Genomic DNA, 16,544 nt, shown 5'->3' on the forward strand with positions numbered 1-16,544 from the left:
CTGCCTGTCATACGGACGGAGATCCGGATAATCCAGACTCATATGATCCTACGATAGATACTGAAAACTCGAAGCCGGTTATTACGCGTTTAGGCGGTGATATTACCGCAAATGTCGGTGATGGATTTACCGATCCGGGAGCAACGGCATCAGATGCGGAAGATGGAGACATAACGTCCAGTATTGTTATAGGCGGAGATAGTGTAAACACGGGGTCTGCCGGAACATATGTAATAACCTACAACGTAACGGATTCCGCGGGACTTGCGGCTGATGAGGTAACTCGCACAGTAACCGTTTCCGGTGGTAGTGGAAGCGGTGGCGGAGGAGGAAGTAGTGGCGGTGGCGGCGGTGGTAATGGCCCCCTCGGTCCGGTAAGTGGTGGGGGCGGATCATCTATCACCCTTCAAATCAGCAATGAAGCTATTGCTCTTAATGCAGAGGGGACCGCTGTTGTTACATGGGACACAAACCTGCAAGCAACGAGCCGTGTTATATTCGACACGTTATCTCACAATACGGCCGACAAGACACTTTATCCTCTTACAACACCCAAAGATACTTCCCTTTCAACGTCACACAGTATGACGATATACGGTCTTACGGCGGGAACCGAATATTTCTTCCGTCCTCTCTCTGATCGCACCAATGAAGAAGCTATTGGTATCCAGCTTTCCTTAACGCCGCTTTCTACAACAATAGCTCCTCCCATAACAACCCCGGTGGAGAACATTGCACAATGCTCGTATTTGGAGGAATTTATTCGTTTGGGAACGAATAATAATCCTACCGAAGTACGAAAGTTAGAAGTATTCCTACGTGATTTTGAGGGATTTACGGATATTACGGTAGACGGTATATATACCCAAACCGATTTTGATGCCGTAACAACATTCCAAGAAAAATATTTCGGAGATATTCTTGCCCCATGGAACCATACAGCCGGAACCGGATATGTGTACATAACAACACGCAAGAAAATTAATGAAATTTACTGCGCAAAAGCATTTCCTCTCACGAGTGATCAATTACGCGAAATTGACGCGTTTCGTACCCTTATCCAATCCGGCGTTCCTACAGATACCAGTATCGTAGGGTCCGCAAATGGATCGGAAGAGAATCACAATGTTGCTATAAACAACACTGTTCCGGCACCTGATACAACTGTTTCCGGAACAACCACGGCCGACATTATTGCATCTCTCGGCGATACATCTGATGGCGCTTCTTCAAATTCTGAAGGTACATCCTCTCAAGTAGCCCGCGTAATATCCGCACTTGCAGACAATAAGGGTGCCGTTGCTATTATTTTTATCGGCATAGGGGTGCTTATCATCGGACTTATTATTCTCTTTGTCCGCAAAGAGAGTGTTTCCGCTCCTACGAACATAGAAACACCCGTTCCTGAACTAATCCCCTCACCTACAACTGAACCGACGGAAATAAAGAACAATTCCGAAACACATCCGCCGATCATATAGTACGCTGTTTGTCCGGTAAGGCCCTTCACTTTGAAAATGAGGGGTCTTACCGTGCACAAACCTTTCATTTTCCTGAAGAAACTTTATAGAGGCAAAAAGCGTATTATAGTATAGTAAGAACAGATATAAGAAACCATCCGATTATGCCGTATCTTTCTCACAACTCTCCCCCGCAATCTTTTACTAATCACGCCGATGAGGATATTCTTGCCGCCTCCCTTTCAAATCCGCACATGTTTAGTATTATCATAGATCGATACCAAGAAGCATTTATGCGAGCATCGTACAGCATTGTGCGGCAAAAAGAGGAAGCGGAAGATATCGTACAAGAAGCGTTTACCAAAATATATCTGCACGCCGGTAGTTTTAAAAAACAGGAAGGCGCATCTTTTAAAAGTTGGGCGTATCGTATTGTTATTAATGCGGCCATATCGCGCTATCGCAAGTTAAAACGCATACGAGAAAACCAGGCGCCACTCGATCCCGAAATTTATAATAATCTTCCCGGCAAAGAACACTCTCTCGGAAATGCCGAAAATCGTCTTTTTACAAAAGAATTATTAGAGCAGTTACCCGATGATATGCGTCGCTTGGTGGAAGGACACTATTTGGAGGGAAAACCCTACCAGATACTCGCCTCGGAAGAACGCCTTCCCCTTTCCACCATAAAAATGCGTTTGTTTCGTGCAAAGAAACAGTTAAAACAATTCATACAATAACGGTCGAACCTTTTTATTCACTATTCATGCTTTTTTAAGCTTATTACAAATATGGAACTATCTACTGCCACAAAAAACTCCCTCATGCGCCGCGTGCATTTGATATTTTTCGCACGCCGCGTACTGCCCATGCTTGTCGTGGAAATGGGAGTGCTCGCGTTTGCTCTTCAAAAAATCGCCGAACACGTATTTATAAACCAAGTTTTGTGGAATGCGGTCGTGCATACGCTTACCCGCTCCCCCCTTATGATGATTTCCTTTTTCGGACAGGCATTTATAAACACGGAAATAACAGTGCAAATGCTTATCGTAGGTTTTGGCATAGCGGGCATATTCATGATGAAAGACATGATGCGCAGTACTCAAACGCTTTTACGGCATAACGCATAGCACGCAAAGGCGTTTGTAACTTTTTTATATATAAACTCGTTGTATGTGTGTAGCCCCGAAGATGGGGAAAGGTCGTAAAAATTATATGAAGTGCTAATACTCCGCTCCCACGCGGAGTTTTTTTTCGGGCAAAAATGGCTAAAATTTGTTGGAGAAAAATAACTAAGTACTATTATAATAATTTTGTCAAGACTTCCCTTGTCGCTTATTTTCTGGTATTATTTGCCTGTTGCTTATTACAAACCTATAACTACGTTCTCTTACACAGCAGACACATCCGACCGTGTCCGAAACACGAGAAACAACTAGTATGACCAATTCCTTTCGTTTTTTTCAAAGCAGCACTTTCCTTATTTTGGCTTTGTCTCTAACAACTTGGCGTTTTCACGCCTCATACTCCCTGTCATAACAATGGAGGGTAATTTCTTATGTTCCGTGCATGGTATGTAACCATTGCTTTTTGCTGTAACGAAACAATCACTATTATGAACACGGTAACCGTAGGAATTGCGGTAGTAGCTCTTCTGTTGGGAGGAGGAGTTGGCTATGGTCTTCGCCATCTTCTCATGCAACAGAGACGTAATTCCATTGAACTCAAGATCAGACAAATGCTCCTTGATGCGAAGACGGAGGCAAAAGAAGCACTTCTGGAAGCAAAAAATAAAGCGGTGAAAATCATAGAAGACGCTACCGCGGAATCAAAACGAGAAGAGGAAAAAATCCGCCGCCTTGAAGAACGCGTTCAAAGGCGCGAGGAGGTAATGGATAAAAAATATGAAGATATTGAGCGCGAAACACAATCACTGAAGGAAAAAACCGAAAAAATAACGGAAGCGAAGGAGCGCATTACCGCCATCGAGGAAAAACGCCGCGTTGAACTGGAACGCATTACCGGACTTTCCCCCGAAACGGCGCGCGATGAATTACTGGCGGCAACCGAAAAAAAGTATGAAGAGGATATTCTCCTTCGTATGCAAAAACTCGAACGCTCCGGTAATGAAGCACTCGAACGTAAATCGAAGGATATTCTGGCCGCCATTATTCATCGTCTTGGCTCTTCCGCGGCATCCGAATTTACAACGCTCACCGTACCTATTCCGTCCGAAGACATTAAGGGGAAAATTATCGGGCGCGAAGGTCGTAATATCCGTACCCTTGAACGCGCCGCCGGTGTTGAGATTATCGTTGACGATACTCCGGGAGCTATTATCATTTCCGGCTTTGATCCGGTACGCCGACATATAGCAAAAATGGCTCTGGAAACACTTATATCAGACGGGCGCATTCAGCCGGCGCGTATCGAAGAGGTGGTAGATAAAGCACGAGCGGACATGGAAAAACTCATTAAAAAAGCGGGGGAAGAAGCGGCGTATGAGATTGGTATATTTGACCTAGATGCACGACTTTTACAGCTTTTGGGACGACTTAAGTTCCGTACCAGCTACGGACAAAACGTTCTTCAGCATTCCGTTGAAATGGCGCATCTGTCCGGTATGCTTGCTTCCGAACTGGGTGGAGACGTCGCTATTGCTAAAAAAGGTGCTTTGTTGCACGATATAGGAAAGGCGGTTGATCATGAAGTACAAGGTACGCATGTGGAAATAGGGCGACGCATTCTACAAAAGTTTAATGCCGATAACCGTATTATACAGGCCATGCAATCGCATCATGAGGAATATCCTTATGAAACACTGGAATCCATTATCGTACAGGTTGCTGATGCTATATCAGCCGGCAGGCCCGGAGCCCGCCGCGACACCGTGGAAAACTATCTAAAACGCCTGGGCGAGCTTGAAAACATAGCAAATTCATTTGATGGTGTTGAAAAGGCATATGCCATCCAGGCAGGACGCGAAATTCGTATTTTTGTATCTCCCGAAAGTATTTCCGATCTTGATGCCAAAAAAATGGCGCGTACCATTGCTGATCGCGTGGAAGCCGAATTAAAATATCCGGGTGAGATTAAGGTAAATGTCATCCGCGAAACACGCACTATTGAATATGCCCGGTAATATCAGATAGAAACGGATTTCCACAGGTATTTCATGTGATATTGTTGAAAAATAAAGATAGTGTATAATACCACCAGAAGTTGCTACAGGTCCGTCGAAGCCTGTTATATAACAATCGTACAGTTTATTAGATCAGAAGATTTTACTTTGGACATATTAAGACACAATACTAAATGGTTTTGTTCGAGTATGCGCCAAAAGAAAATCATAAAATATATTTATGAATAAGGCAGATTTAGCAGAAGCAATTATGGATAAAGTGGGCGGCACAAAGAAGGCAGGAGAAGACGCAATTGACGCTGTATTTGAAACTATTACATCTTCCCTTTCAAAAGGAGAGGACGTAAGTATTGCCGGTTTTGGCGTATTTGCCGCAAAGCCGCGCGCCGCACGAGAAGCACGCAATCCCCGCACGGGTGAAACAGTGCATGTACCGGCAACAACGGTACCTAAATTCCGTGCCGGAAAGGCTCTTAAAGACGCCGTGGCAAAATAACATCCTTTTGTCTCGAAATAACAAAACCGCCTCTACTACATTAGTAGAGGCGGTTTTATCTATACGAATCAAACAACCAAAGATATACAACTATAACAAAATGGGAGAAAGTATATACGCTAGCACGCCCCCAAGCATTACACCCATAACAACCTCCCCCAACTTGTGTCCGCTCATGTCTATAAGATGCTTATAAGCACCTCCCCTTTGATGAAATTTTTTAAGAAGATCCTGCTGTTTTTTATTGTCGATTAAATTATATAAAAGGACGGAGGAAACAACAGCCGTAATGGCGAATGTCGTACTAAAACCTTCTTTTACGCCAACAAAGTAGGTAAGCCCCGCAAGGACGGCCGAATGACTACTTGGATACCCTGATGCCCACATATATGCCCAAAAAAATGATTGAAACGAAACACGCTCCCCTCCCAAAATACGAATACTATATTTTATGGTCTGGCTTATAAACCAGATAACCAGCGTCCCTATGATTATTTCCATACCCCATTATGACATATGAACACAAAACCGAATACATATAACTGTGTGTATTTCGTTAATCTATTTCTTTTATAGGAACAGATTGATTAAAAAACCTATCAAGTACCGCTCTATATTCATCCCACATAGGATCCAAGTCTTCATACTCACCTTTCCGCACCCATTTCATTTCTTGATTTTCCTTATCGAGCTTTATATCTTCGGGGTTTCCCATAAAATGGCATCGATATATCACCAAATAGTGATTTAACCCCGAAACACTTTTGTACACAAATGTATCAAAAATGCCTTCTACATCTATTTCCATAGAGAGCTCCTCTCTTATTTCCCTTTTAAGCCCCTCCTTAGGCGTTTCTCCTTCATTAAGGCGCCCACCCGGTAATTGCCATCTTCCTGCTTGTTTTGTTTCTTTTACAAGCAAAACGCGCCCCCCATACTCAAGTAGGGCCTTTTGCGGTATATCAGCTATAAAATGCTTATCTTTTTCCATAAAATCCAAAGACACAACATATCTTACCTAAAGATAGTTTTTTGTTATAAAGAATGGTACAAAATTGGAGCGGGTAGGGGGAATCGAACCCCCCTCTACAGCTTGGAAGGCTGTCATAATAGCCACTATACGACACCCGCACAATATTTTATTCGTCTCTCGATTCTACAGAAAATACATTAAAATAACAACGGTAGGATAAAATCTGGGGATAACCTGTGAGACATGGGGATAAAAGACATAAAAATGTCTTTTTGTCCAATATTATTCCTCTCTATCTTCCCTACCCCATGAAATAGCATTCCATATCCGTTCATGAATGTAATATGTAAGGAGTCCAAATAACGTAACAGCAACAGTAAGTCGAACAGAGAGTCCAAAACTTCGTGTTAAGTAATAACTATAACCGAACGTAAACACAGTTGCCAAAAAACGCCAAGATATTGCCTTTGCAACAGAACGCTTATTGGATTCAAAAAAATTCATATATATTCTTCACGTGAAGGATTTAATTAATGCCGTTCATCTGTTTCATATGAAACAATTGCAGGCATTATTTTGTGGACCTAGGGAGAATCGAACTCCCGTCACTACAATGCGAATGTAGTATCGTACCACTAGACCATAGGCCCGAATACTTAATATTACTTATACAAACTGTTTCTCATGAAACTTATGGATCGCACAGACTAATACAAGCATCCGTACTTTAGTATAGTACAAATGAAATATTTACATACTATACATACCAAAGACCTATTTCACATAAAACAGGTTCACACTTAACAATTTATGAATTCTTCTTGTCGGGGTGCCGAGATTCGAACTCGAACTACATGGTCCCAAACCAAGCGTGCTACCGTTACACCACACCCCGATATATACAATTTTCAACTACTAAAAGACATAATGCTTTTAGATTCACTTGGTTTAAAACCAAGGATTTATATACCACCGACATATAAATCTACCTCTTGCATTATACCCTGATATTAAGTTTTTCTCATATTAACAACGTTTCGTTACACAAACCCCATAGTATTTATGGATTCCCGTTTCATATGAAACAGGAATATGAGTAAATCCATAAAACCAATTAGAACGGCGTTATATAATCATCCCAAATTAACGTTATCAATACTATATATAATAGCCTTATTTGATAAAAAATCAAGTAAAACACAATAGACATCAATAACAAATTCCCTATCTTCTAATTCACTGTGTTCCATATGATATGATCTGATCGATCTTTCAAAGCGTTTCATTTTTCCGAATGTCATATTTTCTTCAGGCCTGTAGAAAAAAGGAGGATTTTTAGTATATATAACATCCATAGTTTCATATGAAACATCATTTTCTGGATTTAAAAAGTTTGAAATGGAACTTTTTACCTCTATAAAGTGTATTATATCCCCTTTTTCAGCAACAATATCTATCTCGCCCCATTTTCTTAGATAATTTCGCTCTATAATACACCACCCTTGTTTCACAAGAAACATCTCTACAATACTTTCCCCAATATCTCCTTTTTTACGCGTTGGCGATGGCATATACCCTCAACATATTAATCTTACCGTTTCATATGAAACGTTGTCTTGTAAATAAAGGAATTATCTATATTATATGAAGCCTTCATATAAAAGACATAATATAAAATATATTTTGTCTTTTATATTATGTCTTTTAATTGTCCGATAAAGAAACCACATATTCTTCTTTAGGCACCCCCGTAATACTAGCATACGCCATCAGAAATGCCCCTACAAATAATAACCTGAACATAAGAACAGGCCACCCGGGAATACCTATTTGATCAAAATAACCTATAACAAGGTATAAAAGAACGGAAAAAGGAGCGATAAGATCAGCATAAGAAGAAATCTTTTTTTGCATGAGAAATATACCCTGACGCACAACATCAATGAATAAAAGGGCTAAAAGAGGGAACATGGTTATTTGAAAAACAAGAGTAGCTTCATAACTTGGCTCATATTCAGTGATAAAAAAATTAACCACATCAACGGGGATACTGTTATATACAAGTGTTGCCGCAATACCCAACATACCCAACACAGCATAAACAAAAAGGGCAATAATAGTAACAAATTTCTTATGAAAAAGTTTTTCAAATACATACCCTCCTAAAAATAATGCCGAGAGAAAGACGAATATCTGCGCATATTCGAAAAAAAGAGCGTCCAGTTCGTAATTATTAAAAGCACCCGCAAGAGAACGTATGGTAACGAGAAACCAGAGAAAAGCGGTAAAAAACCAAAAAAGGCCGAACAAACGAAGCTCTCGCCCGATACTCTTCCACTTACCGAGAATGTATGTCGTTAAAGATGTTGCCGCCAGTGTAACAACAAGCACGATAATGGCATTAAAAAATCTTCCTATGTACAACATGGAAGAATTATATACTATGCGATTACTTTTTAAAAAGAATAACTGCCGTAATAAAATATAATACACAGAAAAAATCACAGGAAAAAAATAATATTGTGGTATAATAAGCACATGTACTATTTTGGGAGGAGGGGATTTACCCTTTTGGAAATCATGATAGCGATTGCCATTTTAGGTACTCTTGCAATCATAACAATATCTGCCTTCAGTCCGTTTCGAAAAGGAACGGATCTTGATACCGCAACAGAAAAAACCCTGGGTCTTTTATTGGAAGCGCGTGCAAGAACACTTTCTTCAGAAAATGCAACGCAGTATGGTATTCATTTTGAATCATCCCGCATCGTTCTCTTTACTGGCAGTACCTATATAAGCTCTGATCCTTTAAATGAAGAAACACTTCTTCCCAGTACCGTTACCGTATCGGGAATTTCTCTTGCGGGCGGGGGAGACGATATCGTATTTTCCCGCCTTACCGGAGAAATAACAGCATACGGCACCATAACACTTAGCCTTACCTCGGACGCCACCCAAACAAGACAAATTTCCATATTATCAACCGGCCTTTCAAGTATTTTATAGCCCCCATGAACAACACTTCTTCGCGTTCACGCGGATTTGGACTCATAGAAATCGTTATCGCCATTACTATTGTCGGATTCCTTATATTCGGGCTTATAACCGTAGCGCGCATATCGTTTGCAGGGGTTTCTGCAAACACGGAACGCTTACAGGCAATTTTTCTTCTCGAAGAAACCATGGAAGCCGTACGCATTATGCGAGACAATGGATGGACAACAAACATCGCTTCTCTTACTCTCGACACGCCGTATTACCTTGAATTTACCTCGGGTACTTGGGGAACAACAGGAACACCCGCCCTCATCGACAGCACCTTTACCCGTACCATTACTTTGTCATCTGTGGAACGAGATGCTAACGATGATATTATCGATTCAGGAGGCACGATTGATACCGACACAAAACGCATAATCGCCTCCGTTTCGTGGCCTTCGCGCGGAGAAATCGTAACCGTTTCAATCTCCGGTTATATTACCAATATATTTGCAAATTAATAATGAAGCGGGGATATACACTTATAGAAACTGTCATTTATATAGCGCTTGTAATAGTTATAGCCGTTGTTTTTGTACAAGTACTCGTATTCTTCGCTCAAGGATTTCGCCAAGCAAAAGAACTCCGTACTATGCATTTCTCGGCGGAAACAGCATTAGAGCGTATTGTACGTGAAATACGGTTTGCCGATGGCGTTACAATAGGAAGCAGTGTTTTCGATACTCACCCCGGCGTACTCACGCTTTCGAGCATTGACCCGACAACGGAAGTGCCCCAAATAATTACTATAAGCACGTCCGGATCACAACTCACCCTACAAAAAGACTCTGCATCGCCTGATTTTCTTACACCAAACACGGTAACGGTGGAAAATATAGTCTTTCGGTATATTGCAACACCCATTTCCGAAGCGATAAAAATAGAACTGCGCATTAACGGCAAAAACTTTTATTCAACTGCATTACTTCGAAGAAGTTATTGATAACCGGCAATAATGATACTACAAAAACAATACCTTGCGCGAAATCAGTATAATGGGGGATATGCGGCTTTGATTTCCGTTATGTTTTTTCTTTCCATATCCCTTCTTCTTACATTTGGTTTTTCCGCTCTTGCTCTTCAGGAAAAAGAAACGACGCGCCTTGTTTTACGGGCAAAGCAAAGCTATTTTCTGGCGGAATCAGGTATTGAAGATGCCACATATCGCATCATGAACGGAAAAGCCATTGATGCATCTGAATCACTCACACTAAATAACTCAACCGTTACGACTTCCATTACGGATAACTTCGGCGAAAAAGACATAGTCGCCACCGGAGACATTAACCAGTCTATTCGTATTGTCAGCACAACGCTCGAAACAAGCGCCGGGGCTTTATTCAATCATGCGGCACAAATAGGATATCTTGGCCTAACTTTTAAAAATGATTCGAGCGTAATAGGGAGTGTTTTTTCTAACGGTAATGTATATAGGGATTCCGGTGGTTTGAACAATATAGTTACGGGAGATGTATTTGTAGCAAAGGGTATTGGAACCCTGCCTGATCAGGAGAATACCCTTGGTTTTTCAGAAACAAGCACTATAGATCCCCCAAGGGAATTTTTCGTACATGAAGTTGATGGATTGCAGGATGCCGCACAACAATTTATCCCTACCGTAACCGCAGAGCCTCTCCGATTGGATTTTTATGTAAAAAAAGTGGGGAACGTACCAAATCTTAACATAAGAATCGTTCCTGACGACGGAAGTGGCGCTCCCTTACATAACAATACCATAGCAAGCGGTCAGCTAAAGGAAGATGCCATATCAGACAGTAACTTTAGCTGGGTTTCCATGACATTTAACTCAACGGATATTCTAACTGCGGGCATACCTTACTGGATCATAATAAATTCAACCGGCTTTAATGGCAGTAAATATTGGATTTTTGGAGGTGATGATGATACTTCCTACGCGGATGGAACATATTACACCACCCAGGATTGGAATCAAGTAAGTGCTGTTTGGATCCCTCCCGCTTCCGGTATTGCAGATATTGCGTTTAAATTATATTTAGCTGAAGTTGATACATACATCGATTCTATCCAAATAGGAACAGTCGCAGAACCAACCGATGCTCATGCATTACACATTGGTAATTCTATTATCCATGGAGACGCTTACTGTAATATTAATGATGGGGGAAATACTTTTGGTGGAGATAGTTGTCCCTGCGCTGATCCGCCTACATGTTCAGTATCAAATGACTTTGATGATGTTCTTCCTATCGATGCACCGCTTTCGGACCCTCAAATTCAACAATTTAAGGATAATGCGGATTTAGGCGGCACGTGCGATTTTTCCAGTTGCCCGCAATTTACCGGATCTTTCACTGTTAACTCAAGTAATACATTTATTATGGACGGCAGTGACGTAGCGGCATCAACCGGACCGGTGAATATTGTCGGCGATATGCTCATAAAAAATTCTTCAATTCTTACATTAGGAGGAGACATACATGTATCAGGAAAACTTGATATTGAAGGGTCGTGCACCATTAAACTTGATCCTTCTTATGGTTCAGCTACCGGTATTATCGTGGTTGATGGAAAAATAACGGTAAAAAACAATTGTATCGTAGACGGAGTTCCTTCCGATCCCGATTCGTACACAATGCTCCTTAGCACAGATCCGGACACAAATGATGCTATTACCATTGAAGGCAACGGCACCGATGTAGGTATTGTTTATGCTTCAAAAGGCAGTGCATTTATAAAAAATAACCCTATCATCAGAACACTCTACGGAAATGGCGTAAGACTGGAAGGAGGCGCCGTCCTTCAATACGAATCCGGTCTTGCAAGTTTAAACTTTAGCGGGGGACCGACAAGCGGATTTGCGGTAAAAACATGGCGTGAGGTAGAGTAGGGTAATAGTTATATACACAACATATAAAAAATTCCGCAGGAATTACTTCCGCGGAATATTATCTCTAAAAAGCACGTAAACCTATCAAGCGCCCAAAACGTTCCAGCCACTCGTCGGTTTTTTTCCATCTCGTCGGCCGTACATACAAAACGTCGCCTTCCGTTAAATGCCTACTATTGCGCATATCCACCATTGTCGATGTTCCGCTGGCATTCACAATCATGACATTCTCCCGTACGGCATACTCCGTAAAACCACCGGAAGCGGCCACCGCTTCTTGGATAGTATACGGACGCGTTAATCTTATTTGCTGAGGATTTTTTACCTCTCCTAAAACGGATACTGTTTCCGCCTCGGGAACAAACACTGCGTCTCCCGGCTTAAGAACAAAAGATGTTTCAGAGCCATCAGGCACGCCCGTCTTTAATGATTTAAGATCGAAAAGTATTCTTTTCCCTTCTCGTACTACATACACCTTCATACCGGAAGTGTTCTCATTAAGCCCTCCCGCCCATGCAAGAACATTAAATACGGTTGTCCCTGGAACAATCGGGTAAGGACCTGGCTTCATAACGGAGCCGGTAACGGTAACGCGACTGCTTATTTTTTCCCGCAAAGAAAGTTCCACCCGCGGATGGCGATAAAAACGACTAAGAGCCTTCCTGATAAGCATACTCGCTTCCGGAAGAGTTTTACCGGCAACCGAAACATAAGCCGATACTTCAGATACATATACCGTACCGTTACCCGCTACAGTTACCTCAAACTCTTTTATTGTGTCGGTGCCGTTAATTTCAGGAACTGCCTGACGAACAATCAAAACGTCTCCCGGCCCCAACGAATAATCATCGTCCGACGGCTCTTCAATGAACCCATGCAAACTTTCATTGCTATTTACGGCAGGACCATTAGGTAATAATATGTCTTCGGAACTACTTACTTGAGGAACCTGCCGCGCAGAACATCCGCAAAACGAGAAAAAAAGAAAAGCACCTATTATCCTAAAGGCACGCCATTGCCTATTTTTTTGCTCATGAGAATTCATGTCGCCCTCCTCCTGTTTTTTTAATCCATACAGTAAAAAATATAATATGTCAAATTTTTACCCATCTATCCGCCCGTAAAGTTGACAGCGATTTTATTATGAGTATAATGTATAGCGGTGCCCTATGCGTGTATATGTATGAGGCTTTCTTTAAAAGGATAGGAAAGGAGGTGATGCATTTGATTGTATAGTAATTGTTCGGTAAGGGGAGATTAAAACAACGTTTGTCTTTTCGAGGAGGAGACATGTCTGTAAGTATTTTCTGGAAGATTGGAAAAGGGGTTGTAATTGCGGCTATGTTGCTTATTGGAATAGCGTTGCCGGCCACAGCTCAGGTGCTGCCGGCACCCAACGCAACATCGGTAATAATCCTGGACACAACCGTGTCGGGTGGTCTGGGTAGTGCTGAAGCTGTGGAGTCTGTTGCTCTTGGTTTAACGCCCATAATTGTAACGGTCGCTGTGTGGCCAACGATAACAAGCTCCGATTTCTCATCGTATCGTGCCGTCATATTTGGTGACAGAAGATGCGCGGGTGTCGGTTCTATTGCACCTGCCGATGCAAACAAGGCAATATGGGGACCTGAAGTGGATGGCCCTGTTGTTCTTGTGGGAACAGATCCAATGTACCACTCACATTACAACGGCATTCCATCTCAAGGTGGAGATGTTGTCACTAATAGTGGTATAGCGTTTGCAACGAGCAATCCCACAAAAACGGGCATGTATGCAACACTGTCATGTTACTACCATGGTGTTGTCAGCGGCACGCCCGTTCCATTTCTTGACCCTTTCGGTGCGTTTACTGTACGCGGGGTTGGATGCTTCAATGACGCACATATCGTCGCCGTACATCCGGCACTTTCCGGCTTAACAGACCCAAGTCTGTCAAATTGGAGCTGTTCCGTACACGAAGCGTTTGATAGTTTTCCCCCTGACTTTCTGCCACTTGCCATTGCACGCAATACCAACGGAGCAGGGGAAATTGATTTCGCTGATGGCTCAAGAGGTGTACCGTACATAATTGCACGCGATGAAGAACTTTCGCCGATTAAATGCGGTGATGCCATTTTGGATCCAACGGAAGAATGTGATGATGGCAATACCGACCCGGGCGACGGATGTTCCACAACTTGCAAACTTGAGTTCTGCGGAGACGGCGTTATCACTGATGTACTTGGTGAAGAATGTGATGATGGTGGTACGTTGCCCGGTGACGGATGTTCGCCAACTTGCACCTTAGAACCCTTCTGTGGCGATGGCGTTACAGATGCCGGTGAAGAATGTGACGATGGTAATAACGCCAACGGCGACGGATGTTCTGCAGTTTGCGAACTGGAAAATGAACATCCGGACTGTTCCGGCGCATACGCTGATCCTGATTATCTGTGGCCGCCAAATCATAAAGGCGTCGCTATCGGCATTGAAGGTGTTACTGATCCGGACGGTGATAGTGTCGTCGTAACCGCAACCGGTGTATGGCAGGACGAAGAGGTAAATGCCATTGGTAATGGTGATGGAAATACATCACCCGACGCATCGCTCTCGCCTTTAGAAGTACGTGCTGAACGAAACGGCAACAAAAATACGCCGGGAGACGGTCGCGTATACCACATCTTCTTTGACGCAGATGATGGTAACGGCGGCACATGCTCCGGAGAAGTTACCGTATGCGTACCGCACGATCAAGGCAATGGCAATTTATGCGTTGATGGAGGTGCGCTCTACGACTCAACCAGCCTTCTATAAACTTCCTAACCTAATCATGTAATCCCAAAAGGATTATGTCATAACCACCCGCCCGCGATGCCACAAGCATTACCGGCGGGTTTTTTATTTATTTCATATCCGATCTTCACTATTTAACCCAGTGCTTTTTTTTAATAGTACCTACCGCTCCTTCCTCAACCGCATCTGCCTTCTTTTTTGCCTCGTCCGCTAATTTTTTAAGTTCCGCATCGCTCATTTCTCCAAGCTCCTTTACGCGCTTTTCTAAATAGTCCTTAGTGTTAAGTGCCGGATCATCCAGAACATCTTCCAAAAGAATTTTCAGGAGAAATCCGATACGCGGACCCGGTTCAATGTCGGTAATACGTATAACATCATCTCCCCGAATTTTAAGCATACCTACGGAAACAGGATCACGCGATAATTTTTCCACTAAAAAGCGAAAATGGCGTATTTTGTACGGCTCCGCTTTCGGTACACCGGAACCGATACGGTCACATATACGCACACGAATAAGGTCTTCCATATCTTCCACACCCACTTTCATAATAAGGCGGCGCACTGACGATTCCGTTACCTCGTCTACATTGTAATAAAACAGATGGTACCGAACGAGTTTTGTTACCTTTTCCACATATTGTTTCGGATACATAAGACGGTTCAGAATTACTTTCGTCATACGAGCCCCCACAACATCATGGCCATAGAATGTTGAATATGTTCCTTCACCATGTTTCGTGCGGGGCTTTGCAACATCGTGCAAGAGAGCCGCCATACGAACGTCAAACGGCCATCCTTCTTCTGCCGCATGCGTAAGGGCGCGTAAATTATGCTCCCATACGGTATAAATATGGTGTAGATTTTGTCCCACTCCATATCCTTCGAGAAGTTCGGGCATCACATAGGTAAGTATGTTTAACTCCCGCATAATCTCAAACCCACGTGCAGGCGCATCCGCCATCATAAGTTTTGTAAGCTCGCTTTGTATACGTTCCCGGGAAACATGCTGTAAAAGATCCGCATTCACCGTAATGGCACGGGCGGAATCAAGATCAATATCGAAATCCAACTGAACGGCAAGGCGTACGGCGCGCATAAGACGAAGCGCATCTTCGGAAAATCGCTCCTGCGGACGCCCCACCGCACGCACCAGCCTATCTTCCAGATCTTTTATACCATCAAACATATCTATTACTTCGCTATCCGTTTGATTCTGATCATCCGCCGTAAGCCGCACCGCCATGGCATTTATGGTAAAATCCCGACGTTTCAAATCCTCCCTTAATGTATTAGAAAACGTAACGGCGTCGGGATGGCGTCTGTCGGAATATGTCGTCTCGGCACGGTATGGCGTAATTTCAATATGCTTAAGGGAATCCTTTTTACTCTCCGTAACTACGGTTACGGTGCCAAAATTATTTTCGTAGAAACTGTCTTTCGGAAACAAATGCTGAATATCTTCCGGACGCGCATTTGTTGTAATATCCCAGTCCGACGGTGTACGCCCCAACAACAAGTCACGCACACATCCGCCCACAATATATGCATCAAAACCCGCGCCAACAAGTATGACGCCCGTGTTTACAACTTCAATAGGGAGGGGAGGGAATTTCATAATAAAGTATGTGCGCCCGCCAGGATTTGAACCTGGAACCTCTTGGTTCGAAGCCAAGCACTCTATCCAATTGAGCTACGAGCGCGTTTTATTGTATAATTTTATCGTCTATCTCTTCATAAGCCATGCAAGTATATCGTATCGCATAAACAAAATAAAGCCCAGAGGAGATTTCTCT

The 16,544-nt window shown here is 42.8% G+C and carries 17 protein-coding genes and 4 tRNA genes; 10 read left to right on the plus strand and 11 right to left on the minus strand.

Going from position 1 to position 16,544, the window contains the following annotated elements; genetic code table 11:
- From COU90_03630 to COU90_03650, 5 genes are all read left to right on the plus strand, one after another.
- The coding region (locus COU90_03630; protein PJE64167.1) for a hypothetical protein at positions 1-1,481 on the plus strand (1,481 nt) is incomplete at its 5' end.
- A 143-nt stretch (positions 1,482-1,624) separates the two neighbouring features.
- Positions 1,625-2,200, plus strand: a complete 576-nt coding sequence (locus tag COU90_03635) for a hypothetical protein (GenBank protein PJE64168.1) — start codon at positions 1,625-1,627, stop codon at positions 2,198-2,200.
- 51 nt (positions 2,201-2,251) lie between these two features.
- Entirely contained in the window at positions 2,252-2,590 is a 339-nt protein-coding gene (locus tag COU90_03640; GenBank protein ID PJE64169.1) for a hypothetical protein, read from the plus strand.
- A gap of 485 nt (positions 2,591-3,075) precedes the next feature.
- Positions 3,076-4,602, plus strand: a complete 1,527-nt coding sequence (gene rny, locus COU90_03645) for a ribonuclease Y (GenBank protein ID PJE64170.1) — start codon at positions 3,076-3,078, stop codon at positions 4,600-4,602.
- 220 nt (positions 4,603-4,822) lie between these two features.
- Complete coding sequence (locus tag COU90_03650) at positions 4,823-5,098, plus strand: hypothetical protein (protein PJE64171.1); 276 nt, start codon at positions 4,823-4,825, stop codon at positions 5,096-5,098.
- 90 nt (positions 5,099-5,188) lie between these two features.
- On the opposite strand, the gene COU90_03655 is transcribed toward COU90_03650, so the two are convergent.
- From COU90_03655 to COU90_03690, 8 genes are all read right to left on the minus strand, one after another.
- Complete coding sequence (locus COU90_03655; protein ID PJE64172.1) at positions 5,189-5,599, minus strand: hypothetical protein; 411 nt, start codon at positions 5,597-5,599, stop codon at positions 5,189-5,191.
- Between the two features lie 55 nt (positions 5,600-5,654).
- The gene (locus tag COU90_03660; GenBank protein PJE64173.1) at positions 5,655-6,089 is read right to left on the minus strand and encodes a hypothetical protein; all 435 of its coding nucleotides are present in this window, start codon (positions 6,087-6,089) and stop codon (positions 5,655-5,657) included.
- 65 nt (positions 6,090-6,154) lie between these two features.
- Positions 6,155-6,229, minus strand: a tRNA-Gly gene (locus COU90_03665).
- Positions 6,230-6,353: 124 nt separating this feature from the next.
- Positions 6,354-6,575: a hypothetical protein gene (locus COU90_03670; protein ID PJE64174.1), complete on the minus strand. Its 222-nt coding sequence runs from the start codon at positions 6,573-6,575 to the stop codon at positions 6,354-6,356.
- Positions 6,576-6,647: 72 nt separating this feature from the next.
- Positions 6,648-6,721, minus strand: a tRNA-Ala gene (locus tag COU90_03675).
- A gap of 171 nt (positions 6,722-6,892) precedes the next feature.
- A tRNA-Pro gene (locus COU90_03680) sits at positions 6,893-6,966 on the minus strand.
- 238 nt (positions 6,967-7,204) lie between these two features.
- Positions 7,205-7,642, minus strand: a complete 438-nt coding sequence (locus COU90_03685; GenBank protein ID PJE64175.1) for a hypothetical protein — start codon at positions 7,640-7,642, stop codon at positions 7,205-7,207.
- A gap of 133 nt (positions 7,643-7,775) precedes the next feature.
- The gene (locus tag COU90_03690; protein ID PJE64176.1) at positions 7,776-8,498 is read right to left on the minus strand and encodes a hypothetical protein; all 723 of its coding nucleotides are present in this window, start codon (positions 8,496-8,498) and stop codon (positions 7,776-7,778) included.
- A 111-nt stretch (positions 8,499-8,609) separates the two neighbouring features.
- Between COU90_03690 and COU90_03695 the strand changes: the two genes are divergently transcribed.
- From COU90_03695 to COU90_03710, 4 genes are read left to right on the plus strand one after another with little or no spacing between them, the layout of a single operon-like run.
- Entirely contained in the window at positions 8,610-9,077 is a 468-nt protein-coding gene (locus COU90_03695) for a hypothetical protein (GenBank protein ID PJE64177.1), read from the plus strand.
- A 5-nt stretch (positions 9,078-9,082) separates the two neighbouring features.
- Entirely contained in the window at positions 9,083-9,571 is a 489-nt protein-coding gene (locus COU90_03700) for a hypothetical protein (GenBank protein ID PJE64178.1), read from the plus strand.
- Between the two features lie 2 nt (positions 9,572-9,573).
- Entirely contained in the window at positions 9,574-10,053 is a 480-nt protein-coding gene (locus tag COU90_03705) for a hypothetical protein (protein PJE64179.1), read from the plus strand.
- A 12-nt stretch (positions 10,054-10,065) separates the two neighbouring features.
- Entirely contained in the window at positions 10,066-11,979 is a 1,914-nt protein-coding gene (locus COU90_03710; protein PJE64180.1) for a hypothetical protein, read from the plus strand.
- 64 nt (positions 11,980-12,043) lie between these two features.
- Here COU90_03710 and COU90_03715 read toward each other — a convergent pair whose 3' ends face one another.
- On the minus strand, positions 12,044-13,024 hold the full coding sequence (locus COU90_03715; protein PJE64181.1) for a hypothetical protein: 981 nt from the start codon (positions 13,022-13,024) through the stop codon (positions 12,044-12,046).
- 623 nt (positions 13,025-13,647) lie between these two features.
- On the opposite strand from COU90_03715, the gene COU90_03720 reads away from it, so the two are divergent.
- Positions 13,648-14,772 (plus strand): hypothetical protein, encoded by a 1,125-nt coding sequence (locus COU90_03720; protein PJE64255.1) that lies wholly within the window; start codon positions 13,648-13,650, stop codon positions 14,770-14,772.
- Between the two features lie 109 nt (positions 14,773-14,881).
- On the opposite strand, the gene COU90_03725 is transcribed toward COU90_03720, so the two are convergent.
- Complete coding sequence (locus tag COU90_03725) at positions 14,882-16,366, minus strand: hypothetical protein (GenBank protein PJE64182.1); 1,485 nt, start codon at positions 16,364-16,366, stop codon at positions 14,882-14,884.
- A gap of 11 nt (positions 16,367-16,377) precedes the next feature.
- A tRNA-Arg gene (locus tag COU90_03730) sits at positions 16,378-16,451 on the minus strand.
- Positions 16,452-16,544 lie beyond the last annotated feature (93 nt).

This window comes from Candidatus Ryanbacteria bacterium CG10_big_fil_rev_8_21_14_0_10_43_42 (assembly GCA_002793915.1).
GTDB lineage: Bacteria > Patescibacteriota > Minisyncoccia > Ryanbacterales > 2-02-FULL-48-12 > 1-14-0-10-43-42.

Excerpts from the sequence above, each read along its gene's own strand:
- COU90_03635 (PJE64168.1), top strand. The coding sequence starts at position 1,625 with ATGCCGTATCTTTCTCACAACTCTCCCCCGCAATCTTTTACTAATCAC.
- COU90_03640 (PJE64169.1), top strand. The coding sequence starts at position 2,252 with ATGGAACTATCTACTGCCACAAAAAACTCCCTCATGCGCCGCGTGCAT.
- rny (PJE64170.1), top strand. The coding sequence starts at position 3,076 with ATGAACACGGTAACCGTAGGAATTGCGGTAGTAGCTCTTCTGTTGGGA.
- COU90_03650 (PJE64171.1), top strand. The coding sequence starts at position 4,823 with ATGAATAAGGCAGATTTAGCAGAAGCAATTATGGATAAAGTGGGCGGC.
- COU90_03655 (PJE64172.1), bottom strand. The coding sequence starts at position 5,599 with ATGGAAATAATCATAGGGACGCTGGTTATCTGGTTTATAAGCCAGACC.
- COU90_03660 (PJE64173.1), bottom strand. The coding sequence starts at position 6,089 with ATGGAAAAAGATAAGCATTTTATAGCTGATATACCGCAAAAGGCCCTA.
- COU90_03670 (PJE64174.1), bottom strand. The coding sequence starts at position 6,575 with ATGAATTTTTTTGAATCCAATAAGCGTTCTGTTGCAAAGGCAATATCT.
- COU90_03685 (PJE64175.1), bottom strand. The coding sequence starts at position 7,642 with ATGCCATCGCCAACGCGTAAAAAAGGAGATATTGGGGAAAGTATTGTA.
- COU90_03690 (PJE64176.1), bottom strand. The coding sequence starts at position 8,498 with ATGTTGTACATAGGAAGATTTTTTAATGCCATTATCGTGCTTGTTGTT.
- COU90_03695 (PJE64177.1), top strand. The coding sequence starts at position 8,610 with ATGTACTATTTTGGGAGGAGGGGATTTACCCTTTTGGAAATCATGATA.
- COU90_03700 (PJE64178.1), top strand. The coding sequence starts at position 9,083 with ATGAACAACACTTCTTCGCGTTCACGCGGATTTGGACTCATAGAAATC.
- COU90_03705 (PJE64179.1), top strand. The coding sequence starts at position 9,574 with ATGAAGCGGGGATATACACTTATAGAAACTGTCATTTATATAGCGCTT.
- COU90_03710 (PJE64180.1), top strand. The coding sequence starts at position 10,066 with ATGATACTACAAAAACAATACCTTGCGCGAAATCAGTATAATGGGGGA.
- COU90_03715 (PJE64181.1), bottom strand. The coding sequence starts at position 13,024 with ATGAATTCTCATGAGCAAAAAAATAGGCAATGGCGTGCCTTTAGGATA.
- COU90_03720 (PJE64255.1), top strand. The coding sequence starts at position 13,648 with ATGTACCACTCACATTACAACGGCATTCCATCTCAAGGTGGAGATGTT.
- COU90_03725 (PJE64182.1), bottom strand. The coding sequence starts at position 16,366 with ATGAAATTCCCTCCCCTCCCTATTGAAGTTGTAAACACGGGCGTCATA.